This is a genomic window from Leptospira bourretii (assembly GCF_004770145.1).
GTDB classification, from domain to species: Bacteria; Spirochaetota; Leptospiria; order Leptospirales; family Leptospiraceae; genus Leptospira_A; species Leptospira_A bourretii.
On the sequence record NZ_RQFW01000018.1, the window covers coordinates 342,501 to 368,575 of the forward strand.

Below are 26,075 nucleotides of genomic sequence, written 5' to 3' on the forward strand. Positions count from 1 at the left end.
TTACTCTTGCGAATAATATCCTAAAGTTTTTTTGTTCGTCTTTTTTGATGAACCATACATGACTCGGCGTCTGTATGGCCCTCGGCGCATTGTTTGTTTTCTTTACAATGTCGTATATATGTTGTCAAAGAACGAATGTTTCCCTGCAGACTAATCACCCAGGAGTATTCTCGTGGAAAATTAAAATGTCGGTTATTCGTTTTGCTTTCGCAAAGGAAGATCTTCCTCTCCCTCCGCCCACAGTCGCCTGCAAGCTACCGGTTTCATGGTTCGTTAAAGAATCATGCGGTAAAAACCAAAGTAATTTCAAAACCCAAGCGGTCAACAAGCTTTTATAAAAAAGTTCGTGGTTCATGGGTTTTATTTTTATAAATTGGTGGTTCGTTAGCAGGTGTAATGAGACATAATTCGGGTGATGGATGTATAGGAGGCAATGGCGCATAACAAGGGAATGGTGGCTATGGACAAGCGACTAACATTAGATAGATGGTACAGGCAAACGGTTGTTTGTATGAATGGGTCAGCTCTTCTCTCTTACTTTGCGGATAGATTTGCAAAAGGTGAACTTATGGAGAGATTTTTTTGGAAAGAGCGATTGTTAGTTGGAATTCTAACGTTCTTGTGGTAGAAGGGACTTATTGGGTGGCGGGTGGATTACCCCACCCAGTTCGATCAGGGCGGGGAGAGTTTACCTTCTAATAACGCACATTAAACTGAAGATAACCATACCCTTCACGTGATGTCTGCCCATAACTGACTGAACCAGGGTTTATTGGTAAATAACCAAACTCCACAGTTTCTTCATCAAGCCCAAGGATATAAAACGTGGCTGCAGATACGAGCATCAGTCCCATCAAAATCACCATGGGACCTCCTACCAATTGGCGATCTCTGCGATTTTCCATAGGAAGAGTCCCCGCAACACGTTTCAAATTCCTAGCTTTTGATTCTGCGTCATCGATTACATGGTTTTGCACTCCATACCAAAAGAAAAACTCATTAGGATTGTTTTGATAAAAAGACTGGATAGCAAGTCCATTGACGAGAGTTACATCTGATCTTGCTGCCGAATATGCCTGCCTAGATGCATAATTTAAATATACATAACTTGCGTAAAACAGAAGAGAACCATACAACGAATAGGTGGCAAAATCTTTATAGGTGTGATCTAAAAAAACATTTTGTTTATTTTTATAATAAACATCCGTTTTACCTTCTCTCATCACAGCATCAACAACAACTTCCTCATTGTCTTGTGCATCAATACCACGAAAATAATCGATATGACCTTCTTTAGACACCCTCAATCGATTCATACCAGAAGGGATAGCGATTCGCTCTAACGGAGTTTTTCCCAAATACTGAATTCCCAAATAAACATCCGCTTCCACATTCGAACGTACAGATATAAATGAATTACTTAGTTTGAGTGATAGTTTCGCATCTACCTGAAACGGTTTCCCTTTTTCCAATTGGATCTCTTGTTTATGCGGATGAAACCCTTCCTTAAAGATAAATAGGGACCTTTTGCCAACTGGAAATTTTTTGCCACTTAATGGAGTTTTTCCCAAATAAATTCCATCTAAATAAACAAGAGCACCCTCTTCTCCCTCCGCTGTAACTGCAACAGTCGTTGTATCCTTTCCTTGTAATTTTTCACGAATGGATTCACCCAATGGCCCCATTTCTTGATAAGCACGAATTACAGATGTTTTGTGCTCAAAAGGAATAATTTTCCCCTCAAAGTCATCAAAAAGAAACACCTTAGTAAAAAGTTCATTCTCGCGAACTTCAAAAGAGCCGGTGATGATATAGTCGCAGTTTAATTTTGAGGCTAGACCAAATGATTCATCCGGCGTTGGAGCTTTCCTATCCAATAATTGTTTGATAGTTATCTTAATATAACGGGGATCTTTTTCCGGGGCCAGTTGTTTTTTACCAGACCTAAGATCCTCCAAATCCTTTTCATCATTGATTTCTTTCTTTTTCCGTTTTACGTTTAAAGATTCCGCATCAATTTTTTCTTGTAATGTTTTGTCTGGCGATTCACCAAAAGAATGATAAACTATGTTTGGTTTCGGATATTCTACATAAGTATATTCTAAATTTCTCAATTCCGAAAGTAATACCGAAGGAATTCCCTTAATTAAATATTCTTTCGTTGGATCTGGTGTAGTGGAAACAAAGGAAAATAAACACAAATTACGTGAAGACTCATAGGTCACACTTCCCTTATAACTTTGTTTGGGAAATTTGTAATAATCATCTATAGAAAACAATGGCAATGTATTGGTTACAAGGCAAAGGATGATGAGTAATGCTGAAATTTTATGTTTCATTCTTTTTTAGGTTAGATCCCAAAGAATACACCAAAGTTAAAATGGCAACGATCGGAAGCAAAACGGAAACAGGGGACTTGTCAAAATAATCTTTAGAAAATGAGATTTGTTCTCCAAGACCTGGACCAGTATCACCTAGTGCCGTTTGAATTCCCAGATAGGAAAACAATGCCGTTGTCATGACTACTGCCGGCAATCCGGAGAAAAATAAAAACCTAAAAATATCTCGGAGCGCGGGCAAATAATGCAAAACAACTAAATGATATGATTTGGCTCCCATACAAAGGGAAGCAGAAAGATAGGGGCTTTCTTTGATCTCGCGAATTTTTGCAGTCAGTGTTTCATAAGACAATGCCCAATCGGAAACTAAAATCGCAATAAAAATGGCAAACGGACTATCCGGCAACAAACTCATGACGATGAGAGCAGATAACAAAGATGGGATTGCCAGAGATACAGAAACGATTCCAGAAAGTAAAAAATCTGATTTTTTAGGAAAAAAGAGAGTGAAGGTCGAGAGCAAAAAGGAAACAAAAATCGTAAACATACGAGCTGGAATCACTAGAACTATGGTCGAAAAAGACCCATAACAAAATAACGCAAGATTATCTCGCCCCAATCGATCGGTTCCAGCAAAAAAACCAGGAGAAAAAATAGGTAGGTTATTATTCGCCAAATCTACATTTGTTGGTTTCGGTAAAAACAAAACACCTACAAGAACCAATCCAAAAAATAAAAATCGAACAAAGGTATGTATTTGAATCAAGATGGAACACCTCCCGAAAAAAATCTTTGGAGATAAAACCCAATGCGATTCAAAACATAAAACAATATACCGGAATACATTAGCAATGTTGCAAGTAATCGAGTGTCCATTGACTTAATAGAATAATATAGAGACTTTCCTATTCCGGGAAAGAAAAAGATTTCTTCTACAACCATAGCGCCTGACAACAAGGATCCAAAATCCAATACCAAAAGGATCAGAGCCATCGGTAATACTTTTAAAAATATTTCTTTTCCAACTATATGACTCCAAGGATATGACCTAGTTTTTAGTAATTGAACATACTTAGAATTAGCTTCTTTATTAATTTCAGGCAATAGATACAAAGACATACGAGCGTATACTCTGGAACCTAAAGTAATCCCAGGCAAAACTACATAATATGTATTTCCTAATTCATAACCGCCAGGAGGAAACCACTCCAATCTATAAAAAAATAAAATCAAAAGAAGAATGGCGACAATAAAGATAGGAGTGGATAAAACTAAATTGGAACTAAAGGAAACAATATCATACAAAACTTTTGATCGAAAATATGTTGCTCCAAGAGAAAGACCAAATGCAAAAACAGAACCAACTAAAATACTAAAGAGTGCTAAGTGAAATGTAGGAAAGAAACGTGTTAGGATATGCGAATATACAGATTCACCATTATCTGTTTTCCCACCCGACTCCAATACTAATGATTTCCAAAATTTCAAATAGGAAGAAAAAAAGTTTGTATCCTGATTCTGGATTTCGGTTATTCCAGCATCTGCATAAAGAAAAGATTTATCTTTAGTATGAAACTCAGATACAAAACTACTGATGCAAGACAACAGCAGTAAAAAATACAGAAAACGGAATACTTCCGACTTCACTGGATTAACTTTTCGAAAGGAATGCCTTTTGGATTTCTTCGAAATTTTTGGCTTTGATGAGTTTTTCTCTTTCTTCAGGAATATTGAGAGTTTTGGCAATCAGCGCTAATGTTTTGATATGATCCTGAAACTTATTTTTTGGAACAATGAGCATGATAAAAATTTGTACTAAACCATGATCAAGGGCATCAAAATCAATTCCTTGTGGCGCAATCGCCATAGCACATTTCAATTCATTTACATAGTGCACAGAACAATGAGGAATGGCTACACCACTCCCTATCCCTGTAGACATTGATTTTTCACGGTTCATTAAAGAAGAAACAGTTTCCTCTTCATAAGCAGGATCTAACGATTGTGTGGCGACCATATGTGAGATCATCTTTCGAATGGCATCCTCTTTCGTGGTTGCTTTAAAATCGAAAATGATATTTTTAGGGTCCAGAATCTCCAGAAGTTGATTCATATGGTATAACTTACTCCCACCTTTTCAAGATCGACTTATTTTCCAAGAAAAACCCTAACTAAGAGACCTTCTAATAGAAAAAAAACAACCAATGCTGAAGCTGCGCTCAGACCCATTTTACCTACAAAAAACGCAATGGGAAGTAAAATGACAAATCCCAGCAAAGAAACATAATAGGATCCGTAAAAATTCCGCCCTGGGCCTACGTGCAAAAAGAAGGCAAGGGCCGAATAAGAAAGAATCCAGTTCAATCCCAACTGACCAGAACCAATTCCCCAAATTGAAAATAAGAGGAGCCAACCCAAAAAGAAACTAAGTAAAATTGTCCTGCGAAAAGAAACCCAAGCGATCCCCACTAAAACATAAACCCCAAGGCAATCGGCAAAAGATAAAAAATCAATCTGTCGAGTCGGAACATTTGAAAACCAAGGCATTGAGAAAGGTAAAATAGAATTTTCCAAAGAAATACCTGTCCAAGGAATAAACTCCACTGGTGTACGAAAGGAATACCCTAACAAAGAAAATACTGTATCCCAAATCAAAACAAAAAGAAAAACCAAACTAAAGAGAGGAACTCTGAATGAATATTGTTGGATGAAAAAATAATGAACCACGATTGCAAAAAGAAAAGCAACCGGCAATAAAATAGGATGCAACCAAGTTGTGGGTAAAACCAAAAAAACAATCAGCAACTGAGACAGTAAACCCAACCAATAAGGTGATTGGTTCGCTCGAATACAAAATCCAAAATAAACCAAAGTCAGAATTGATACGATCGCAATGGGTAAAATTGGTATTGGTAAAACATGAGCCAATGAATATCCAAGAAACCCAATTAAGGTTAAAAAATAAAAGAAATCTGCAAATACTTCTGAAGACTTTACTCCCCAACTATTTTCAGATAGAATATAAAGGTTCTTTAACATATAGTAACGGTTGCTAAACCATAACTCCTTCAATTCGTTTCCGAATGTCAATCCCAGATGGACAGTAAACAGTACAAATCCCGCAGGATATACACTGACTCTTTTCGAATTCTTCTACTCTCCCTTTGATGAGTTGCACAGGATTTGCATGGGTTGGACAATAATTATTACATTCCAAACAATCAATACAACTGAATTCTTTTCTGGATGCAGGAAGTTTTTCGTAAAGAGTGATCGAATATTGTTCATAAATATTAAAATAACCCAAGGATGAGACATCCATTGGTTTTACTTCTTCAAACACTGTTTGGAACGAAGCAATTTTATACCGTTTGTCTAAGTTTGCTGGAATGAAGGCCAATGATTGTCCGTTTGTTAAAAAAAACTGGCGAGGCTCCAAATCCATTCTTCCTTTACGATCTACCAAAAAAACTGCCAAATGTCTTTTTGTAAAAGGTTCGTTATAGTATAACATTCGCAAGATGTGAAATATCGTTTCAGCACCTAAAAATAGAATATCATGATTGAATAAAGACTTTCTGGTTTTATCTACTGTCTCGTGAAATTGTTTGTGAAGAAAAAACTCAGGAATCCCATCAGGATGTTCAAAATCCAAAGAAGGTTGTTCAAAAAAATTAGAGACTTCTGCTTTTGGAAAAATTTGTTTTAGCAGTTCATTGAAGGCAAGATAAGATTCCTTCATGTCTCGAAGAATCATTTCTTCAAAGTTTAGATGTTGGTATCTGCAAAATGGTGATAATACAATCTTAAAAGTAGAGTCTTTCTTAAATTTTTGAAAATAATCCTTCAGAGGAGTTTCAATCAAATCCAAAGAATACAAAGCACCCAAATCAAACGATTCCAATAGGGTTGGAAAATCGTACTGGCGAAAATGATAAGGTGAAGTGGTAGACCAAGAACCATCTTGTTTAATTTGAAAGTATTTTTGGTCTGGGGTGAGACTAGCAACCCCATTGACAGGTGCAAGCACCTTCTTGCCGTTATGCGCAAGCATAACCTGACCATGAGTCACTCGAGTCGGATAGGAATCAGAGAGAACGCTGCCCGCAGGAACGGGGATCAGGAATTGACCCTGAATCGTCCGTTCTTTTTTGTTTTCAGTTTTATGAAATTTGCGAGCGAAGGCGCGAGGTAACCTGGGAAACAACACGCCGGTAATGATTTAGACGGCTTTCACCATGTAGATTTCGTCTTTGATTGGGAGTTCTTTTTTCAAGTTCTTGATATAAGGTAGAATCTCTCCCATTTCTTCATAATACTCGCAGTTTGTTTGCATACGACGAGCTACAGTAAAGTATTTATAAAGTTTTTCTTCACCGGAACGTTTTGACCATTTCTTCTTGTTACATTTGACTCGAAGAATGTATTTATCTTGCTCCGATTCGTATTGGCGAACGACGACACAATGCAAACAGTTCGCGCAGTAGACTTTTTCACTCATGGATGACCCCTGAACCTAGGTTGAATTTACAGCTTTTTGGAAGGAAAGGTTTCGTCAAGTAAGTACCACCGCACTTTCCTTAAGCGATGGCACGAAGTTCCTTTTCTGCTTTGGTCGCTGGTTTGAATTTCCAGAACGACTCCGCAACAGAAAGGTAAGCGACATAGAAAAATCCAATGGAATAGAGAACCATAAAACCAATCATGTATGGTTTTCCGACCACAAAGGATAAATAAATGCAAAACACGCAATAAACGCCCATAAAAAATTCGAGGAAAGCTCGGTAATCGACAGGAACCACATATTTGATTTTGTCCTGCAAACTATCCCCTTCTTTCTCAATTCTGAGTTTCGGTGTGCGTTTGAAACCGGATTGAACTCCGAAAACTGCTTCTACCCAAGCGTATGTGTTCATCACGGCAATCCCGGTTCCAATCATCACAAGGATGGGAAGGTAAACCAATTTGGATTTCCAATCTTTGTGGATTTCTCTTTGGGAATAGGCATAAAAAATCACAGGACCCATGGATCCGATGGATAGAACTGCTGCCGAACCAAAAAGAATTTCCATTGGGAGGTCATCCATTTTAAACCCAGCCCAGTATTCCATAAGGAGAAGCGGGGCTGTGAGAAGGATGTTGATGATCATGAGTGGGTGAACAGAATAATTGATTAAGTGAGTGATTGCCTCACCTTTGATTTTCCAAGATTCTTTGGACTTCCAAATCCTAGGGATGAGTTTGACCGCAGTTTGGATGGAACCCTTACACCAGCGGAATTGTTGTGCTTTGTAGGCATTCATGGTGGCAGGAATTTCTGCCTTACAAACTACATCTTTGATGTAACGGAATTTCCAACCTTTGAGTTCTGCACGGTAGGAAAGATCAAAGTCTTCGGTGAGAGTGTCATGTTCCCATCCACCAGCGTCTTCAATACAAGAACGTCTCCAGATTCCGGCGGTTCCATTGAAGTTCATCCAAAGGCTTGCACCGTTTCTTGCGACCTGTTCGATCATAAAGTGACCGTCGATTCCAAAACTTTGTGCTTTGGTTAAAATATTATATGTTTCGTTGATATGACCCCAACGAGTTTGGACCATTCCTATGGATTGATCTTCAAAATATCCCATCGTGCGAAGTAAAAAATCAGAATCTGGAGTGAAATCAGCATCGAAGATGGCAATGAAATCACCTTTTGCTTTTGCCATTCCTTCATCCAAAGCACCCGCTTTGTGGCCTTTGCGATTGGTTCTATGAACGTGTTCGATCCAAATTCCTTTTTTCTTGTACTGAGCCACAAGAGTTGCCACCTTTTCGATGGTTTCATCCGTGGAATCATCCAAAACTTGGATTTGCAGTTTTTTTGCTGGGTATTCGAGGTTACATGCAGATTCGATCAATCGATCCACCACATAAAACTCGTTAAAAATAGGAAGTTGGACCGTAACGGTAGGGAGATTTTTGTCCTTTAAAGAAAGGAGTTTTGTTTCATCCTCTGCACAGTTTTGTTTGTATCTGCTATACAAAAACACCATGAGGTAGGTGTGTAACCCGAAGTAGAACAGAACCAAAATATCAAAGCCGTAGAGAACCAAAAACGATATAGATAAAAACGTGAGCATAGTTATAGTCAAAATCGGCACATAGGGTGTTTTGGTCAAACATTTTGTGCACCGCCAAATAAAATAAGATTTTCTTTAGTTTGCGAATGTGACCCATCCAACATCTTTGGTAGCAAATTCTATGGATTCTCAATGGAAACGTTTCTGGGAAACCGGCCTCTTCCCCTCACTTGAGTTTAGTCTTAGCCTATCCATTGGTTATGTACTTTCTCTATTTTTTTATGTAGCCGGATCTGAACTTGCTCTTATCGATCGTACGGACACTGCGTACCCAGTGTTACAAATCCTTCTGATTATTTCCTTTGCAATCGGATTTATTTATAGGAAATACAAACAAACGTTACCTTTCAGTTTGGCCTTAGCCCTTCTTGTGGTTGCCATCCTACAGATATTTTGGTTTTTACGAGCCAATTCAGCAGAGTTCCTAATCGATTATATCTTTTCCTTTGAATTGGTATTACTCAGTGGAGTTTTGTCAGCTTTTGCTGTCGGGATTTACGGCGGTTCTTTACGTGATTTTCGTTTTTTAAGTTTTGCACTTGGTGTGACCGTGTTCACATTCTATTCACTCTTTGAGCCCAACCAAAACTACTCCATGAAAGTGCTGTTGGCTGTATTATATATTTTGTTATCCTTATACCTACTGAGTACATTTGTACAAAGAAGCCCTTATTCCAGTAAGTTTTACAAAATTCGATCCAAAATCGGCAAACATCCGTTATTTGCGCCATTTTATAGATCTGCACTTTCACTATTAATATCATATTGTATCTTACACTTATATTTTCAACCAGGGCCCAAAATACCACTCATCCTTTCTGTTTCTTTTTCAGTAATCTTTGGAAGAGTTTTATCTTTACTAGGTGGATTAAAAAAAGAAACCAAGGCAGTGTTTCTCATTGGAAGGGTAGCCCTTTTATTTGCTTTTTTCTTTTTTATTTACCAGACATATTGGAGTTCTTTTTTTATCGCACTTTGTATCATCACAGGATCTATTGTTGGTTTTTTCAAACCTAACAAAACTCCATATAAAGAATACCTATTGATTGGTTTTGAAACAAGTATTTACCTTGGTCTTTCCTTTTTATTATATTTCTGGAATTTACCAATGGGAATCCGAACCGTCTCAGCTTTGTTATTCGTTCCTGTTTTAGTTTATCCTTATCTAATGCAGAAGCACATTGTACGTTTGCCAAGGATTATGATGTTGGCTGCCGCAACTTTAATCGTTTTACTTTTCTTTTCACCACCAACGATTAGGACGAGTTCCCCTTTTTCCAAAAAAGAAATTTTTGATCCGATTCCCTTTGCGATCACCAACATAACTTTTAATAAAAAAGATTATATTTATTATAAATCTGTATTACCGTTTGAATCGAATCCGTTTTTACCAAAACATTCCGAAATCAAGGATAAAACTGTGGTATTAGGCCTTAGTTCCAACCAATCACAAATTATCTCCTATATTGAAAGATTAAGTCAGGAACAACACCCATTTTTAATCCTCACAACGAGAAACAAATCCAATCAGTTCCATCATATCAATGCGTTATCTCTCTTGAGTCGGAAATCTTATTGGAATTTTGATATTTATTATCCTAGTTATTTAGAATCAAAAATTGGATTTGCAAGTAGTTTACCAGTAGATTGGAAGTTAAAATATTTTGCTGAAAAATTAGATAACGCAACAACCCAGGAAGTGGTGGCAGTCATTGATTCCGTTTTGAAATATTCATCCGGAGATTTAAGAAAAGATGCACTTGAGATTAAACATCTTTATTATGAATCCTTTGCAGAATACGCAAGATTTTACCACACAATAGGACAAAACAAACTAGCGCTAGATGCCATTGCAATCGCAAGAAAATTTGAACCTCCAAAACCAGATTTACTCAGAATTGCTTTTAATAGTTTAAAATTTACGACTCCAGAAGCTGAATACATTCCTATTTTAGAAGACCTAAGTTTGGATGTTGAATTTCAGGAATTTGCTTGGAATTCGCTGATTCCGATGTTTGAATCTTTAGGAGATTGGGCCAATGCACTCCGTACGATGAGTTCATTGGAACGTTTTTATCGCGTAAACAACCAAATTGACCAGGCCAATGAACTTGAGCTAGCGCGCGTTCGGTTGTTTATAAACCAAGAAAATTGGAAAGAAGTAGAACCTATTATCAGCGCAAGGATCAGAGAAAATCCTGATTCTGTGATTTGGGAAAGACTTAAAAATGAAGTTATAGAAAAAAAAGATTCACTTAGAAGGTTGAGTGTACGACCTGATGTGAGAGAGGCAAGAATTCAATGATCCATTCTACACTACTCGGAATCCTCGCAGCCGTTTTATCGGTGTTTGTTGCAATATTAATCGAAGGTGCATCACTAAGATCTTTTTTCCATCTTCCAGCCATGTTACTAATCGTAGGTGGAACGTTAGGTGCAACATTTGCATCCTATTCCATTTCCCAAGTAACGAAGGCGGTAAGAGATACAAGGTTTGCTCTTTCACGAAAAAAGGAAAGAGATCTCAAACTTGTATTTTTTCGATTTTGGGAAAAAGCCAGAAAAGATGGTCTATTGTCTTTAGAAGATGAAGCAAAAAAATTAGATAATCCATTTTTACAGAAAGGGATTCAACTGATTGTAGATGGCTCAGATCCAAGAACCATTGAAGAAATTTTATGGGAAGCGCACGAAGAAGAAGAAAAGAATGATATGAAATCAGCGAAAGTTTTTGAAACAGCAGCAGGTTTTTCTCCCACAGTCGGAATCATTGGAACTGTATTAGGACTTGTCACCGTTCTCGAAAATTTAGATGGTGGAACGAAAGTTCTGGGACAAGGGATTGCAACAGCCTTCATTGCCACCTTTTATGGGATCTCATTTGCAAACTTAATTTTACTCCCCATTTCAAACCAACTCAAAGTTGTCGCCAAACGCGAGAGTAACGAACGACAAGCCATCATGAGAGGAATATTATCTTTACAATCTGGCGAAAATCGTAGGATCCTCGCAGAACGAATTGATCCATTTGTTAAATATTAATTGTTAATTTTTGGAATCTGGTTTGATGCAGAACAACTGATGAATTTTTTCATCACGAAAGTCTGCTGGAATCGATTCCTTGGTTCGATTGATACAAAGAAAACCCCGTTCGTTCCACTCTTCATCCACAACATCCATTTTGAATTTTCTAAAATTGGTAGAAAACCAAATCTCACCATTATCAGAAAGAAATTTTGTTAATAATAACAAAAGTAGGTTTCTATGTTTTGTTTGGACGTCCCACTCTTCTCGCATTTTTTTACTATTGGAAAAAGTTGGAGGATCCAAGAAAATTAAATCATAACGTTCCCTATTTGGATTTTTGGTTTCTTCTTCGATCCATTGCAAAATATCTGCATTGACTATTTGATGATTTGTCGACTTAAAACCATTGTGTACGAGATTTTTTAAAGCCCAATCACAATAAGTTTTGGAGAGATCCACACTTTTGGTTTTTTTAGCACCACCTGACGCAGCGTAAACGGAGAATGCACCAGTATAAGAAAATAAATTTAATACTGATTTTCCCTGTGAAGTTTTTCTGATCCAATCTCTTGTGATACGATGATCCAAAAAAAGACCTGTGTCTAAATAATCAGATAGATTGATACGAAATTCTAAATTTGATTCCTTTACCCATTCAAAATTTCCTTCGATGGCTAATTTGTCGTATTGGTCTGAGCCTTTTTGTTTTTTACGTCGTTTTAAATACAGTTCTCCTTCGGCGATTTGGAATACATCTCTTACAATTGTTGCAATTCTATCGAAACGATCATCATGACCTTCTTCGGCTTGAAAACGTAAAGAACTTTTGTCATATAATACCAATCCGCTGGGATACCGATCCAAAATACATGGTATTTGTGGAATGTCTTCAGAATAGATACGATAACATTCAATCGACTCTCTTTTTGCCCATTTTTCGCGTTCCTTCTTTAATTTGCGAAGGCGATTTTCAAACATGGTAAGGGCACCAAATCCCCGTTCGGTCATGTATTTTCCTTTTTGGGCAGGTTGGGATTTTTGGGTAGATCTCCCCGCCCTATTGAGACTGGGTGGGGTTATCCACCCGCCACCCAATACGCTCCGTTTACCACGACACGGCAAAAAAGTCCTTCATAAATCAGAATCCAAAAGATTTTTTTATGATCAGTTCATGTTTTTGATTGGTGAGGATTGAATACGCAGAAAAGACTGTCGGCTATGTCGACAAAAGATACCACCTTCATTTACTGTGACGGTAGTTCCCGCGGAAATCCAGGACCTGCTGCGATCGGTGTTTCATTTCAAAACAATGATGGAGTCGAATTTTTTTTTCTTTCTGAAAAAATCGGAAACGCAACAAACAATGTAGCAGAATGGCAAGCTTTATATCGAGGGATGGAAGAAGCCATCAACCAAAATCTTCAAAAAATTCGATTTCGTTTGGATTCGGAACTTGTCGTTAAACAGATGAAAGGCGAATACAAAGTAAAAAACAAAGACTTACTTGTTTTTAAAAACAAATGTGATTCTTTAAAATCATCTTTCCAAAACTTTGAAATTCAATACATCCCTCGAGAACAAAACTCTCGAGCTGACCAATTAGCAAACCTAGCCCAAGACAAAAAGGATTGATTGTGAAGTTTTGTTTTTATCTTCTATTCTGTTTTTTTTTGATCACAACCTTTGCCCATTGCAAAAAGTCAGCCACAAAACAGTTGGATGAACTTTTAGAAACCGGTTCACACTTCCAATCAGCAACCTTTTGTGAGAAAAACAAAACATTACTTACAGAAAGAAAAGAAGATTGTGAAAAAGTGACACATCTGGCCAAAGAAGAAATCGATTCCATTCTCAACCGAAAATTGGATTTAGGTATTGCTCCTGTCATTGTTGAAAAAAACAAGGGAAAGGAAATTGAGGAGTTCTTACAAGTCCACACTCGGATGGGAATTCGTTATTGGGAAATCTGGAAAGCAAACGTGATTTTAGAATAGACAATCTTCGCCCATCACAGGATAAACAAATCATGGCCGGAGATCCTTCCCAAATACTAAAAAAAATCGGACTAAAAGTAACGAAAAATCGTGAACAAGTTCTATCCATTCTACAAGGATCCCCTAGGCCCCTAAACCACCAAGAAATCATGGAAAAACTCCCCAAAGAGGAGTCTTGGGACAGAGTGACCATCTACAGAGCCTTATCTGATTTAGAAGAAAAAAACCTACTAAACTCCCTTCATTCCACAGATCGCGTCACCTATTTCGAGTTAAAGTCTGATGGAAATCATATTGTTTCTGCAGCACATGGACATTTGATTTGTAATGTTTGTGGTAAAATTGAATGTATTGATGATCCTTGGAATGGAATTCCTTCCGCCAAACAGTTAAAAGGTTTTTCTACCGAATCGGTTGAAATCGTTTTTAGAGGCAAGTGTAGAAATTGCCAATAGATCCGCAAATCTTAATCCCCAAAAACAACTTAAACCACCTATTACAAATTGATTCTGCTCTGAAAGGAGCGGGATTTGAATGTTTTCTTGTCGGAGGTTCAGTCAGGGATTTGGTCATGGGTAAAATTCCGAAAGAATACGATCTAACAACAAATGCTGAACCGAAACAAGTCAAACGTCTATTTCGAACAGTTATCGACACCGGAATCGAACACGGCACTGTAACGGTTGTTTTAGATAAAGTTCATTACGAAGTTACAACCTATCGCATTGACAAAGATTATACAGATGGTAGAAGGCCTGACCATGTAGAATTTGGAACCACATTATCAGAAGATCTAAAACGTCGAGATTTTACAATGAATGCCTTGGCATTTGATTTAACAACGGGCCTTCTTGTTGATGAACACTCCGGTCAGAAAGACATCCAAGAACGGACAATTCGTACAATTGGAAACCCAATCAAACGATTTTCAGAAGATGGATTACGACCCATTCGGGCATTACGATTTGCTAGTACATTGGATTTTGAAATCGAACTGGAAACAAAAAAAGCAATTCATGAAACAAAACAAATCACAAAAAAAATATCTTTAGAACGTTTTCAAGATGAAATTCTAAAATCTTTTTTAGGCCAAAACCCTTCTCGAATGATCCAACTTCTTGCCGAAGAAGGTATCTTTCAAATTTTTCTTCCAAGTCTTCCCTCTGAATTAAATCCTCAAAAAAATATCTTAGAAAAACTCAACCAAACATCCAAAGAGATCATCGGACTCCAATTGGCATTGGCTTTTTATTCTTTCCTTGCGGATACTACTTCAAAAGAATTAGAAACAATTTTACGAACCTTGAAGTTTTCTGGCCAAAACACCAAAGACTGCTTATTGTTCTTTGATTTTATTTGCAAATGGGAATCAATTCTAAAAGAAACCAATATAAATGAATTTTCGTTAAAGAAAGAATATTTAGCGCCCGTTAAACGACATTTCCAAACTAGATTTAAAATCGATAGAGAATTCATTCTCAAACTGACTCCCATTTTTGGAGAAACGACAACGCAACTAGTTCAAATTTGGGAAGAAGAACCCCCGCTTCTTCTAACGGATATGAAACTGAACGGCAATCACCTTACCGAATCCTTCCCTGACCTGGCAAAAACGCATTATGGGACAGTCTTAAATCACCTCTTGGACCTTGTCCTACACTCGCCTAAAGAAAATGAATATTCAAGACTATTGCGTCACTCTGCTCAATTTATAAGCAATCTGATCAAATAAATCCGAAATCCGCTCCCATTTGCTTTCTTTTTTGTTCTTTTATTAATCAAAAATTTATTTTTTTTTCGAAAGAACCCATTCAAATACAGTGTTTCTCTTTTTTTCTCCTGAGACCTGGCCGAATTTTCGCCAACCTGGTACACAACTTGCACAACAAGTTCACATAGGAGAAATGGTAAATGAGAAATAAATACACTCTGTTGGCAACGATCGTTGCTACCTTATTTTCCCAAGCTTCCCTTTTTGCTCAGGATAAAAAGGAAAAGGATAAGTCTTGGTATGAGTTGGTAAATTTTTCCGGATATGTGGATGTATACTATAACTATACTACAAACAACCGGCAAGGTGCTACACAAGATACAGCGGGAACTTTCCACACTTACAACAAGCAGTTTGCTGTGAATGCAGTTAAACTTTCTATGGAGAAGTTGGCGGATAAGGAAAGTCCATGGGGTTTCCGTTTGGATATGCAAAACGGACAAAACAACATGTATCAAGAACGTCCGTATCAAACAACTAACTCTCTTCATAACATGCAGTTGTTACAACAAGCTTATGTTTCAGCATACTTCCCAGTATTCAAAGGGTTGACAGTTGACGTAGGTAAGATGGCAACACATATCGGATTGGAACTTCTTGACTCAAAGGATAACATCGCTTACACGATTGGTTATGTGTTCTTTAACACAATCCCATTTATCCATACCGGTGCAAGAGCAAACCTCCAAATTAACGACAGACTATCCACTGGTCTTTATCTTTATAACAGTGCGCAAGGAACTGGTTATACTGGAAATGGTCAACAATTTGGATACGTTGGCGTAACTCCTTACGGAGATGCTGCTGGTGGATCAAGTTTAACTAGCACACAACAACATGCTTATGCTGATGGTCCAAACCCTACAAGAGCGATTGGAACACAAGTAAAGTATGATGTAGTACCTGATAAATTCCAGGTTGTTTGGAACACATTGCAAGCGAATGATAACATCAAAGGTAGACAAGACAACTCCCTTTACTATCTAGAGCAAGCAACTGGAACTTCATTCCCTAAACAATCAGCTTTCAAAACTGACCATTGGATGATTCAAAACTTGATTTTGATCTTCAAACCAACTGATAAATTGACTACCATCTTTGACTATACTTACGGTGAAAGAACTGGTCAAACAAATACAGCTGCGTTTGGATACGAAGCATCTGGAATCACCAAGGCAAAGTTAGATGCTGCTATGCCAGGATTAGTTCCTGATTTAGATCCAGGATTAGTGGCTGCAGGTTTTACAAAAGATACAAGTTTCTCTCGTGAAAATAGAATTAAACGAGTTTATCAAACATACCAAGTGCAAGCGAAGTATCAATTTACTAACCTCTTCGCTCTCGGTTTCCGTTTTGAGTATCTTGATGACAAACGCTACGGTGGATCACTTGTTGTGAACCCTCCTCTATTTGCAGTAACACCTGCAGACAGATATGACCTCAAGTTCCAAGACTCAATCGGTGCAAGAGCAGTTAGTAACTACGGGCAAATCAAAACCCTTACTTTCACACCTACTTTTGACTTAACAGAAAACCTCCAAGTAAAAGTAGACTTAAGAAGAGACTGGGGTCCAGGTCAACAATTCGTAGATACTTCCGGAAGACCAGCTTCCCACCAAAATGGTATTATCGTCGGTATGGTAGCAAAATTCTAAGGAGAAAACGATGAAAAAGAATATGAAATCCTTTAAATCTGGTCTAGCAGGTATCTCTTTAGCACTTCTTTTAGTAGCTGGCTTTGTTGGCTGCACAGAGTCTGGTGCTAAAAAAGAAGATAACCCGACTGCTTTACTTTATTTGGTGAACAACTCTGCCGGTCTTAATGATGTTCAGAGCGCTTGTGTAATTGCTTATACAGCTGCGAACTCTTGCGTTGGAGGAAAAGAATACTTTAACGCTGGAATTGGTTGCTCTCTAACAAAATTGGAAGGTAAAACAACAGATGATTTGAATGCTTTAAAAGAATGTGTTCTTAAAAAAGTAAATGATCCTGTTCAACCATGTAACTTACCTCAGTTTACATATGGCCTTGCGCAACAAGCCCTTGCTGGTGCTTTTGCAGCTTGTAACGCTTCGTATACAACAGCTGCCGGAACAACGGTAGATTTGACTGGATACTTAGTATACTAACAAAACTTAGGTCAGGAGATAATCTCTCCTGACTATTTTTATTCCATTTTGAATTCGAAACAATCCAACAAAAAAGAAAGTATTATGGCTTTTTATATTCCACTCTTTCCACAAAGGATCTTCGAAAGATCACTGTAATTTCCTTATCAGGAAGAGAATCTCCGGAATATTTACTAATCGGCCTTCTATAAACCCAATACTCTCGATCTCCACCACGTTTAACTTCATCTGGATCACCAATATACTCGCGAACAAAATTTCCATTTTTACCTGGTAATGTGTCTTTGATTTCTTTTCGAAGTTTCATACCAGCAAGTTGTTCTGCTGTTAGTTGAGCCAAAACTTCTTCCCGTTTTTCATCTTCGGATTGGATGTCTTTTGCCGATTTGGACATAAATTCTCGACATTTGGTTTCGTCTTGAAATGTCTTCATACAATTTTCAAAAAGACTTTCTTGGTTTTTAACTTCTAATGTGCGAGCACATGAAGCAGTAACGAACAATACAATTAATACTAAGGATCTGTTCACAAACCCTCCCATTCTTACGCCTATAAAATTAAATGATTGATTTATTGAAAATCAATTATCGTTAGAAGTTAAGTGGAATTTTATTTCGTCCACTTTAGGAAGATATACAGTTTTATGTCAAAATTTCTCTCTCGGTTTTCCATTCAAACTAGACTCTTACTTTTACCATTCCCACTCATTGTATCACTATTCATCATTCTGCTTATTTTAGTACGATCGCTGAATGGAACGATTCAATTTTCCGAAAAAGAACAATTGGGAATCCATACCCTAAAACCAATTTATTTAGCTTACAGGGAAGGATTGGAAAGACTAAAAACCGGACAAGAATACACCACTGATTTAATCCCACTGATAAAAGTAGCGAAAACAAAAATCAATGAAACGGAGTTACTGACTACAGATACGAAAGAACTGATTATTTGGGATAAATATACGCAAGTTAACTTTTTTGATCAGTCCACTAGCATTCGATTTCTCGGCGATACACAAGAACTGGCATTAAAAGTTGGTGACCTTTCAAACCTAATCCTTGATCCAGAAGTAAACTCTTACTACCAAATGGAGATTATATTCTTTAGAGTTCCAGAAATCTTAAAGAATGTTGCAGTATTAAAAGGAATTGCTCGTGATGAATTCACAAATACAACTAACAAAAATAACCAATACTCCAGTGTCAGCTTTACAAAAGCATTGATAGCAATCAATATTATCGAGGCCACATGCAGCGAAATTCAAAAATCTTATACGAAATCTATTGAAGACACTTCTCCTTATGAAAAAGAACTAACCGATGCAAAAACAATTGCAAAAACGTCTTGTGAAAGTTACATACAAGAACTAAAAGAAACCTTTATCATCAACACAACAAAACCATCTTCTTCAGAAAAATTGTTTACGACGATTCACAAAGGATCTTTGATCGCCGGGAACATTCAGGATCGTTCCATTGTTATTCTTGAAAAATTAGTGAATGACCGTATCAAGATATTGTCATTTCAGAGAAATACAAACATCCTTTTGGTTTTGTTTTCTCTATTAATTTCCATAATATTTGTTATCTTTATTTTCAGAAGTATTAACAAACCTCTGATAACGGTTCTTTCCAAAGTAAATGAACTTTCAAGTGGAGAAGCAGACTTAACCAAAACCCTTCCCAACTTTGGCCAGAATGAAATTGGAAAAATTACCGAGTCCATCAATCTTTTTTTAACAAATCTCAATCATATCATGAATCAATTGAAAATTTCGGTAAGTGAAGCTGAAAAAGCTGCTTATAAATTAAAACAAGATGCAATCTCCGTTTCTGATAATGCTTCTTCACTCGCTTCCATCTCAGAAGAATCAGCAGCTTCACTGGAAGAACTCACAACCTCGTTTGAAATTATGTTTGAATTCATTACAAATGAAACTAAAAACATAGTAAAAATTACGGAAGAAATGAAAAATATCGAAGGATCTATTTTCAATATCGAAAAAGCACTTTTACAATTAACTAACCAGTCCATCACTTCCACAAACTTAGCAAACTTAGGAAATACATCGGTTCAAAATACAGACAACGCAATGTCAGAAATTCGCTCCGTAACCAAAGAAATCACAGGAATTGTAGATCTTATTACCGAAATTTCAGAAAGAACCAACTTACTTGCATTAAATGCAAGTATTGAAGCGGCTCGAGCTGGTGATGCAGGTATGGGGTTTGCTGTTGTAGCAGAAGAAATATCAAAATTAGCAGACAAAACTCAATCATCCGTCAAAAACATCAAACGCCTCATTGATAAAAGTAATTCAGTCGTCAACATTGGTGCAAATCATGTTCATGAAACCGTAAATGCATTAAGTGAAATTGTAGAACAATCAAAAAGAATGCAAGATAGTGTAGATGGTTTGAAAGAAGAAATGACTACGCAAACAAAAAGTTTAATCAATGTGACAACAGAATTAAATGGCTTACAAGAAATGGCTGAGACGATTGAATTCTCAAGCAGGGAACAGAAAAAAGCTTCCGAAGACATGGTAAATACAATCAACACTCTTTCTGGTAGTGCGCAGGAATTAGCAAACAATTCCGAAGACTTGAACCAAGTGAGCCAAAAAATTGGAGAAATTGCGGGAACCATTGCGACTGTCACAAATTCCTTTCATACTCACTAACAAAAGCTAGACTTTATGCCTAAAAACGATCAGACTTAAAGTTGAAGTTTTCAGAAATTCAAAAAAAACCGAACCAAAAAATAGAATTGATAGATTGGGCCGGGGTTCCCTGTTTGGTTCCTATGTCCTCATCCCCATCTCAAAAGAATAAAAAACCAAAGAAAGAAAAACTTATTTTTTTCATTTTTTTCATAATACACATAACTTCAATTAGCTGTAAATTCCAATCACAAACCAACGAGCAACAAAACTCTATTTTAAATATACTTCTAATCAACTTGATGTCAAATCTCCAAAATGCAACCGAACTACAAACAGTTGCGAGGAAAAAAATTGGTATACTTCCTAATTCCATCCCTGGTTCGGAATCAGATACAATTGAAAAAATCGCTTTGGGAAACAAACTATTTAGGGATAACAAACTTTCTTCTAACCATGTTCAATCCTGCCTCACTTGTCATCCGTTAGATGGGAATGCAGCAGGAATGGATCGGCAATCAACCTCAAGAGGAACATTTGGCCAAATAGGAAAAAGAAATACTCCGACTATTCTTAATGTTGGTTTTTTATCTTTCCTTTTTTGGGATGGAAGACGAGATACATTGTACAACCAAGCGATTGATCCATTTATCAATCCATTAGAAATGTCTTTACCATCTGATACGGAATTATTAACGCGAATCCAAAACGACTCAAGTTATACTTCTTTTTTTGCAAATGCATTTCCGGATTCTCCAAGCCCGAGCCTTCATTCCATTCGTCTTGCCCTAGTTGCATTTGAAAGATCACTTGTTTCAAAATCTCGATTTGATGATTTTTTGGAATCAAATGTACAAGCACTTGAAAATAGTGAAATGGCAGGACTACGAATATTTTTAGATGTTGGATGTAACAACTGTCATACTCAAAATCTCCTCGGTGGATCACAATTTTCAAAGTTAGATTCAAAATATTCTTACAACCCTAATGATTTAGGCCGATCAGAATTTACCGGAAACCCTGCGGATAATTTTTTCTTTAAAGTCCCCCCGTTACGTAACGTAGCATTGACTCCACCTTATTTTCATGATGGGAGTGTTCCTACATTGAAAGAAGCAGTGAAGAGAATGAACCAGTACAATCTGAACCGTAATATAAATGATTCAGAAATTGAATTGATAGTTTCGTTCCTAAAATCTCTATCAGATAAAACAAAGATAAACTAATTGATTTGACAAATAATATCGTGCTTGGAAATCTGGCATTACCTTCAGGGAGGAAACAGGTGAAAGTCCTGTGCTGACCCGCAACTGTGATGCACCATTTATAGTATAAACTGTATTAGGTGATAAGCCAGATCTTCCCCGCAATGTTTTCTCGTGGATTGGGAACTTTGCACACTTACAATATCTGTATCAACAGATGTTGTAAAGGGGCCCCGAAGGTAAACTCGGGGCACCCGTATGGAAAAAACACTACTTACATATCTATCTATAGATTTTAAGATTTCACGTCTTTTGACTTGGATAAACCTATTTCCTGTCCGTGTTCCCCTAAATTCAAACCAAGATTTAGGAGAATCTAAATGAAAACTTCACTCAAACTAACAATCGTAATGTTGTTTGCACTTTTTATCACAGCATGTGCGGATAATGGCAAAGTAGACAAATCGGAAGCTGATAATAATTTAGTATTAGGATTATTGAAAACAGCAGAGTCATCGGCAAAAGAAGCTGGCCAAATTGAAATTAGAGGAACATACTTTCAAGCAAGCTGCAACGCTGGCACATGTAACACTCCAGGTTCCAACACAGTTTCTATCCAATCCAATTTCGGAACCACTACAGGATATTTATATGTTGATTATGTAAATGGTACAGGCACTTCAACATATCGAGTCAACGCTGAAATCGTAGAATTTAGCAATACTGATCGAGTGCTTTATTACAAACCAAAAAACAGTGCAAACATTTCGGCTCTCATATGGACAATCACTGCTGAAAATGAAATTTTAATTTGTGATGTATTTAACGGCAAACCATCATTAGCTGAAACTAAAACAGATCTGACTTCCAGAAAAGCATCTGGAACAGTTTATACCACAAACCCCAAAGCAGCAGGCTGCAACGGATCATTTGCATTTAATTTCTTAACTAGAACTTTTTAAATTTAAAAATTTTGCCTTTATTCATTTGGGTAAAGGCAAATAGGAGACTATTCGTGGGTCCGTTTCAAACAAAATCTATATTATTCATGTTCTTTATCACTTCAACATTTTGGCAATGCTCTGAGAAAGAAAATAATAATGACCTCTTATTACCATTATTAGCACTACCACTAACAAACTCTTCATCTGTGGGTCCGTGCCCACCAACAACTCTCCCGACAACAATTCCCATTGCCGATACTGTGGTCACAGCCAATTCCACAGTCAGCGGATTTAACGTTTCATCTAAGGCAATCAACGGAATTTGTGGTGGTGGCGAATTTTCTGGATCATTGGATGTTTATGCATTAAATTTAACAGGAGCCGGTGCGACCATTGTCCTATCTTGGGCAGGAAAGACTGTCAAAAACGTTACTGGAACTGATTTCATCGTGTATGAAAATCCATTTAGAGTTTCTGAAACTAGCGATCGTTATGCGTTTGATCCTATGGTGGTTCAAGTTTCTTTTGATGGAACAAACTATTGCGGATTTGATTTGAGTGGATTCAACCCATCATCAGCAGATAGTAATAAAATTTCTTCTTGGCCGGGATTCGGTGGCCTTCGACCTGTCCTTTACAATATGGCCACAAAACCTTTTAGTTTAGGTGAATTGTTTACATCTACAGGAAATGGGTTTTTAGTCGGCGGTGGTGATGGATTCAATCTTGATGATTTAATCGTTGGTGGACCCGGTGCCAATTGTGATGCGACAGCTCGTACAAATATCCAAACCAATGGATTTAAATTTATTAAAATGATTTCTGCTTCAGCGGTCACAAATCCAAATACAGGCTTAGGTTATGTATATCCACATTCATATAACAATGGACCGGATATTGATGGAGTGGTTGCTAAATCTGTTGAATGATTAGAAATCAATCAGTCAATGAAACAAATTGATTCAATCTTAAAGATAAAATACAATTTATTTTCAATACTGATTCAAATTAGGATCATAATTTAAAAAATCCAACTCATTCCTGATTAGCATTCAGACTAATTAGTCAGTAAGAGTTGGATTATTATTTTTTGTTTCTAAAAAGAAGTAATACCTATTACTTCTTTCTTCGACTCGATTTTCTTTCGGATCCACCACCGGAACTAGTAGTGGAAGATACTTGAGGTTTGGTTTTGTTAGTTTTAACTTCATTCCCAAACATATCCACTTCTGCTCTTTGTTCCTCACCAATCTTTTTGTATTCTTTCGGTGAAGATTCATCTTGATTTCTATCTGACTCGGTAACTTCAATTCTTAAAAGAAAAGAAACTACTTCATTTTTTAGATTTTCAACCAATTGATCAAACATCTTAAAACCCTGGAGTTTGTATTCGATCAAAGGATTTTTTTCACCATAACCAACTGTCCAAATCCCTTCTTTTAAATGATCCATTGCATAAAGGTGTTCTTTCCATCTATGATCCAGAATGTCCAAAAACACATTCCTTTCAATTGATCTCCAAACTTCTTCACCAATGGAAGAAACTTTAAATTCATAAAGGTCTTTTACTAATTTGGATACTATCTCAAATACTTTTAGTTGGGGATTTGATTCTTTTTTAAACTGTTTTGAGTCAATCGAATCAGAAATTCCCAAACTTTGTAACCATTCATTCAATGAATCTGTTTCCCAAGCGTCCACATTATTGCCTTCACAGTAAAGGATCACTTGGTTTTCAACAACTTCGTCAAAGAAATCGACAATGGTTCGTGACATGTTTCCTTTGTCCAAAAGTTCGTTACGAATTCCATAGATATAAATCCTTTGGCGATTCATAACATCATCATACTCTAACAAATGTTTTCTGATATCAAAGTTATGACCTTCCACTCGTTTTTGGGCACGAGCAATCGCATTGGAGACCATACTATGTTCCAACTCTTGGCCCTCTGGCATCTTGAGAGTATCCATAATACGTGCAATACGATCTGATCCAAAAATTCGCATCAAATCATCTTGTAAGGATAAATAAAATCTTGAAGAACCCGGGTCTCCCTGTCTACCAGATCGCCCACGAAGCTGGTTATCAATACGACGCGATTCATGTCGTTCGGAACCGATAATATGCAATCCACCAGCGGCAATGACAAAGTCATGATCCACTTTCCATTTTTTGGCTTCAGTTAGAATTTTATTACATTCTTTTTTAATGTTTTCATTTTTGATTTCAGATGTTTTGGCTTCAGCCTCTTCAAACTTTTGTTTGATTAAATGTTCGCGAAAGCTGTAAATCACTTCTAATTCTGATTTTGTTTTAATTCCTAAAGAATCGCTGAGATCGTCTAGTTTTTCTAAATCTTCTTTGTATTTAGGTGCTCCACCAAGAACAATATCCGTTCCTCGACCAGCCATGTTTGTTGCAATGGTGATGGCTCCAGGGCGACCAGCATTGGCAACAATTTCGGATTCTCGTTCATGTTGTTTTGCATTTAATACGTTATGTGGGATTCCATGAGATGTGAGAAGTTTTGAGAGAACTTCTGATTTTTCAATAGAGATAGTTCCCACAAGCACTGGTTGTTTTTTTGAGACTTTTTCTTGGATGTCTTTGACCACTGCATCAAATTTTTCACGTTCCGTTTTATAAACTCTGTCTGCCATATCCAATCGTTGGATTTTCAAATTAGAAGGAATGACAATGACATCTAAATTGTAGATTTTTTTAAATTCTTCTGCTTCCGTGTCCGCAGTTCCTGTCATACCAGCTAACTTCTTATAAATGCGGAAATAATTTTGGAAAGTAATGGATGCTAAAGTCTGGGACTCACGAGCAATTGGCACACCTTCTTTTGCTTCTAAGGACTGATGTAATCCGTCAGAATAACGACGACCTTTCATCAATCGACCAGTGAACTCATCCACAATGATGACTTCTCCGTCTTGTACTACATAATCTTTATCTCTATAAAATATCTTATGTGCTTTGAGTGCTTGTTGTACGTGGTGAACAAGTTCGATGTTTTCTGCTTGGTACAAGTTTTCAACACCCAACAACTCTTCCACATGATGGACACCGGCTTCTGATAGAATTACATTTTTTGCTTTTTCATCAATCTCATAGTCTTCCCCTTCAATGAGTTTAGGGATAATTTTATTCACTTTAAGATATTTGTCTGTGGACTCTTCGGCTGGGCCAGATATGATCAGAGGGGTTCTTGCTTCATCCACTAAAATGGAATCCACCTCATCCACAATCGCAAAGTTATGTTGTCTTTGAACACGGTGTTCTTTGTAACTCACCATATTATCACGCAAATAATCAAACCCGAACTCATTATTAGTTCCATAAGTAATATCTGAATTATAAGCAATTTTTCGTTCTTCATGATCCATATCATGTTGGATGATACCTACAGAAACTTTTAAAAACTCAAATACAGGACGCATCCAATTCGCATCCCGTTTTGCTAAATAATCGTTTACCGTAACAACATGAACCCCATCGTCAGAAAGTGCATTTAAATAAATGGGTAAGGTTGAAGTTAAGGTTTTACCTTCTCCCGTTTTCATCTCAGAAATATTTCCCCAATGTAAAGAAATTCCACCCATCATCTGTACATCAAAATGACGCATACCTAATGTTCGATAGGCAACTTCGCGAACAGTTGCAAATGCTTCCGGCAAAATATCATCGAGAGTTTCACCAGAGGAAAGTCTTTCTTTAAACTTTTTGGTTTGTGCGGACAACATTTCATCGTCCATAGCTTTGATTGTCGGCTCAAAAGAATTGATTGCATCCACGATTGGATTTAATCTTTTTAAATCCCTTTCATACTTACTGCCGAATAAAATTGTTAATATTTTTTGAAACATACCGA

23 protein-coding genes and 1 riboswitch are annotated in these 26,075 nt (G+C 37.1%); of the genes, 12 read left to right on the forward strand and 11 right to left on the reverse strand.

All coding sequences use genetic code 11. From position 1 onward, the window contains the following. Positions 1–695: 695 nt before the first annotated feature. The 8 genes from EHQ47_RS13590 to EHQ47_RS13625 form a co-directional block, all read right to left on the reverse strand. Positions 696–2,339, reverse strand: a complete 1,644-nt coding sequence (locus EHQ47_RS13590; RefSeq protein ID WP_135777371.1) for a PEGA domain-containing protein — start codon at positions 2,337–2,339, stop codon at positions 696–698. Next, positions 2,329–3,105 (reverse strand): ABC transporter permease subunit, encoded by a 777-nt coding sequence (locus EHQ47_RS13595; protein WP_135748966.1) that lies wholly within the window; start codon positions 3,103–3,105, stop codon positions 2,329–2,331. Before EHQ47_RS13595 ends, EHQ47_RS13590 begins: the two co-directional genes overlap by 11 nt. After that, positions 3,102–3,986: an ABC transporter permease subunit gene (locus tag EHQ47_RS13600; RefSeq protein WP_135748965.1), complete on the reverse strand. Its 885-nt coding sequence runs from the start codon at positions 3,984–3,986 to the stop codon at positions 3,102–3,104. Before EHQ47_RS13600 ends, EHQ47_RS13595 begins: the two co-directional genes overlap by 4 nt. 4 nt (positions 3,987–3,990) lie before the next feature. Continuing rightward, the gene (locus EHQ47_RS13605) at positions 3,991–4,452 is read right to left on the reverse strand and encodes a PTS sugar transporter subunit IIA (protein ID WP_100720544.1); all 462 of its coding nucleotides are present in this window, start codon (positions 4,450–4,452) and stop codon (positions 3,991–3,993) included. 35 nt (positions 4,453–4,487) lie between these two features. Then, complete coding sequence (locus EHQ47_RS13610) at positions 4,488–5,411, reverse strand: hypothetical protein (RefSeq protein ID WP_244290351.1); 924 nt, start codon at positions 5,409–5,411, stop codon at positions 4,488–4,490. Then, positions 5,392–6,393: an ATP-binding protein gene (locus EHQ47_RS13615; RefSeq protein ID WP_135777430.1), complete on the reverse strand. Its 1,002-nt coding sequence runs from the start codon at positions 6,391–6,393 to the stop codon at positions 5,392–5,394. Before EHQ47_RS13615 ends, EHQ47_RS13610 begins: the two co-directional genes overlap by 20 nt. 168 nt (positions 6,394–6,561) lie before the next feature. Beyond that, complete coding sequence (locus EHQ47_RS13620; RefSeq protein ID WP_002973362.1) at positions 6,562–6,840, reverse strand: hypothetical protein; 279 nt, start codon at positions 6,838–6,840, stop codon at positions 6,562–6,564. A 79-nt stretch (positions 6,841–6,919) separates the two neighbouring features. Continuing rightward, positions 6,920–8,461 (reverse strand): cellulose synthase family protein, encoded by a 1,542-nt coding sequence (locus EHQ47_RS13625; protein ID WP_167483296.1) that lies wholly within the window; start codon positions 8,459–8,461, stop codon positions 6,920–6,922. A 121-nt stretch (positions 8,462–8,582) separates the two neighbouring features. On the opposite strand from EHQ47_RS13625, the gene EHQ47_RS13630 reads away from it, so the two are divergent. Both EHQ47_RS13630 and EHQ47_RS13635 read left to right on the forward strand, forming a co-directional pair. After that, entirely contained in the window at positions 8,583–10,766 is a 2,184-nt protein-coding gene (locus EHQ47_RS13630) for a hypothetical protein (protein ID WP_135777432.1), read from the forward strand. Further along, positions 10,763–11,503, forward strand: coding sequence for a motility protein A (locus EHQ47_RS13635; protein ID WP_100720541.1), 741 nt, complete (start codon positions 10,763–10,765; stop codon positions 11,501–11,503). The genes EHQ47_RS13630 and EHQ47_RS13635 overlap by 4 nt, the downstream gene beginning before the upstream one ends. 3 nt (positions 11,504–11,506) lie before the next feature. Here EHQ47_RS13635 and EHQ47_RS13640 read toward each other — a convergent pair whose 3' ends face one another. Further along, positions 11,507–12,496, reverse strand: coding sequence for a class I SAM-dependent methyltransferase (locus EHQ47_RS13640; protein WP_135777373.1), 990 nt, complete (start codon positions 12,494–12,496; stop codon positions 11,507–11,509). Positions 12,497–12,706: 210 nt separating this feature from the next. On the opposite strand from EHQ47_RS13640, the gene EHQ47_RS13645 reads away from it, so the two are divergent. From EHQ47_RS13645 to EHQ47_RS13670, 6 genes are all read left to right on the forward strand, one after another. Then, positions 12,707–13,120, forward strand: a complete 414-nt coding sequence (locus EHQ47_RS13645; RefSeq protein WP_135748417.1) for a ribonuclease HI family protein — start codon at positions 12,707–12,709, stop codon at positions 13,118–13,120. Positions 13,121–13,122: 2 nt separating this feature from the next. After that, positions 13,123–13,482, forward strand: coding sequence for a hypothetical protein (locus EHQ47_RS13650; protein WP_135748418.1), 360 nt, complete (start codon positions 13,123–13,125; stop codon positions 13,480–13,482). Positions 13,483–13,514: 32 nt separating this feature from the next. Further along, positions 13,515–13,937: a Fur family transcriptional regulator gene (locus EHQ47_RS13655; protein ID WP_004786486.1), complete on the forward strand. Its 423-nt coding sequence runs from the start codon at positions 13,515–13,517 to the stop codon at positions 13,935–13,937. Next, positions 13,928–15,214, forward strand: a complete 1,287-nt coding sequence (locus EHQ47_RS13660) for a CCA tRNA nucleotidyltransferase (protein WP_135777374.1) — start codon at positions 13,928–13,930, stop codon at positions 15,212–15,214. The genes EHQ47_RS13655 and EHQ47_RS13660 overlap by 10 nt, the downstream gene beginning before the upstream one ends. A 179-nt stretch (positions 15,215–15,393) precedes the next feature. Next, positions 15,394–16,908, forward strand: a complete 1,515-nt coding sequence (locus EHQ47_RS13665; RefSeq protein ID WP_135777375.1) for an outer membrane beta-barrel protein — start codon at positions 15,394–15,396, stop codon at positions 16,906–16,908. Positions 16,909–16,918: 10 nt separating this feature from the next. Then, on the forward strand, positions 16,919–17,383 hold the full coding sequence (locus EHQ47_RS13670) for a hypothetical protein (RefSeq protein WP_135748421.1): 465 nt from the start codon (positions 16,919–16,921) through the stop codon (positions 17,381–17,383). An 82-nt stretch (positions 17,384–17,465) separates the two neighbouring features. On the opposite strand, the gene EHQ47_RS13675 is transcribed toward EHQ47_RS13670, so the two are convergent. Then, positions 17,466–17,816, reverse strand: a complete 351-nt coding sequence (locus EHQ47_RS13675; RefSeq protein WP_238837846.1) for a hypothetical protein — start codon at positions 17,814–17,816, stop codon at positions 17,466–17,468. Between the two features lie 210 nt (positions 17,817–18,026). Between EHQ47_RS13675 and EHQ47_RS13680 the strand changes: the two genes are divergently transcribed. The 4 genes from EHQ47_RS13680 (at position 18,027) to EHQ47_RS13695 (ending at position 23,126) form a co-directional block, all read left to right on the forward strand. Then, complete coding sequence (locus EHQ47_RS13680) at positions 18,027–20,069, forward strand: methyl-accepting chemotaxis protein (protein ID WP_135777376.1); 2,043 nt, start codon at positions 18,027–18,029, stop codon at positions 20,067–20,069. 281 nt (positions 20,070–20,350) lie between these two features. After that, positions 20,351–21,274 carry a cytochrome-c peroxidase gene (locus tag EHQ47_RS13685; protein ID WP_244290353.1) on the forward strand — a complete coding sequence of 308 codons (924 nt, stop codon included), beginning with the start codon at positions 20,351–20,353 and terminating at the stop codon, positions 21,272–21,274. An 8-nt stretch (positions 21,275–21,282) separates the two neighbouring features. Continuing rightward, a riboswitch (cobalamin riboswitch) is annotated at positions 21,283–21,429 on the forward strand. Positions 21,430–21,633: 204 nt separating this feature from the next. Then, positions 21,634–22,215 (forward strand): hypothetical protein, encoded by a 582-nt coding sequence (locus EHQ47_RS13690; protein ID WP_135777377.1) that lies wholly within the window; start codon positions 21,634–21,636, stop codon positions 22,213–22,215. Positions 22,216–22,301: 86 nt separating this feature from the next. After that, entirely contained in the window at positions 22,302–23,126 is an 825-nt protein-coding gene (locus tag EHQ47_RS13695) for an LIC_13355 family lipoprotein (protein WP_208727447.1), read from the forward strand. 187 nt (positions 23,127–23,313) lie between these two features. On the opposite strand, the gene secA is transcribed toward EHQ47_RS13695, so the two are convergent. Continuing rightward, positions 23,314–26,070, reverse strand: a complete 2,757-nt coding sequence (secA, locus tag EHQ47_RS13700; RefSeq protein ID WP_135777379.1) for a preprotein translocase subunit SecA — start codon at positions 26,068–26,070, stop codon at positions 23,314–23,316. Positions 26,071–26,075: the final 5 nt, after the last annotated feature.

Coding starts and splice junctions, on each gene's coding strand:
- secA (WP_135777379.1), bottom strand. CDS start 26,070: ATGTTTCAAAAAATATTAACAATTTTATTCGGCAGTAAGTATGAAAGG.
- EHQ47_RS13620 (WP_002973362.1), bottom strand. CDS start 6,840: ATGAGTGAAAAAGTCTACTGCGCGAACTGTTTGCATTGTGTCGTCGTT.
- EHQ47_RS13640 (WP_135777373.1), bottom strand. CDS start 12,496: ATGACCGAACGGGGATTTGGTGCCCTTACCATGTTTGAAAATCGCCTT.
- EHQ47_RS13635 (WP_100720541.1), top strand. CDS start 10,763: ATGATCCATTCTACACTACTCGGAATCCTCGCAGCCGTTTTATCGGTG.
- EHQ47_RS13695 (WP_208727447.1), top strand. CDS start 22,302: ATGTTCTTTATCACTTCAACATTTTGGCAATGCTCTGAGAAAGAAAAT.
- EHQ47_RS13690 (WP_135777377.1), top strand. CDS start 21,634: ATGAAAACTTCACTCAAACTAACAATCGTAATGTTGTTTGCACTTTTT.
- EHQ47_RS13605 (WP_100720544.1), bottom strand. CDS start 4,452: ATGAATCAACTTCTGGAGATTCTGGACCCTAAAAATATCATTTTCGAT.
- EHQ47_RS13665 (WP_135777375.1), top strand. CDS start 15,394: ATGAGAAATAAATACACTCTGTTGGCAACGATCGTTGCTACCTTATTT.
- EHQ47_RS13670 (WP_135748421.1), top strand. CDS start 16,919: ATGAAAAAGAATATGAAATCCTTTAAATCTGGTCTAGCAGGTATCTCT.
- EHQ47_RS13680 (WP_135777376.1), top strand. CDS start 18,027: ATGTCAAAATTTCTCTCTCGGTTTTCCATTCAAACTAGACTCTTACTT.
- EHQ47_RS13655 (WP_004786486.1), top strand. CDS start 13,515: ATGGCCGGAGATCCTTCCCAAATACTAAAAAAAATCGGACTAAAAGTA.
- EHQ47_RS13630 (WP_135777432.1), top strand. CDS start 8,583: ATGGATTCTCAATGGAAACGTTTCTGGGAAACCGGCCTCTTCCCCTCA.
- EHQ47_RS13615 (WP_135777430.1), bottom strand. CDS start 6,393: ATGCTTGCGCATAACGGCAAGAAGGTGCTTGCACCTGTCAATGGGGTT.
- EHQ47_RS13685 (WP_244290353.1), top strand. CDS start 20,351: ATGTCAAATCTCCAAAATGCAACCGAACTACAAACAGTTGCGAGGAAA.
- EHQ47_RS13590 (WP_135777371.1), bottom strand. CDS start 2,339: ATGAAACATAAAATTTCAGCATTACTCATCATCCTTTGCCTTGTAACC.
- EHQ47_RS13625 (WP_167483296.1), bottom strand. CDS start 8,461: ATGCTCACGTTTTTATCTATATCGTTTTTGGTTCTCTACGGCTTTGAT.
- EHQ47_RS13645 (WP_135748417.1), top strand. CDS start 12,707: ATGTCGACAAAAGATACCACCTTCATTTACTGTGACGGTAGTTCCCGC.
- EHQ47_RS13675 (WP_238837846.1), bottom strand. CDS start 17,816: ATGAAGACATTTCAAGACGAAACCAAATGTCGAGAATTTATGTCCAAA.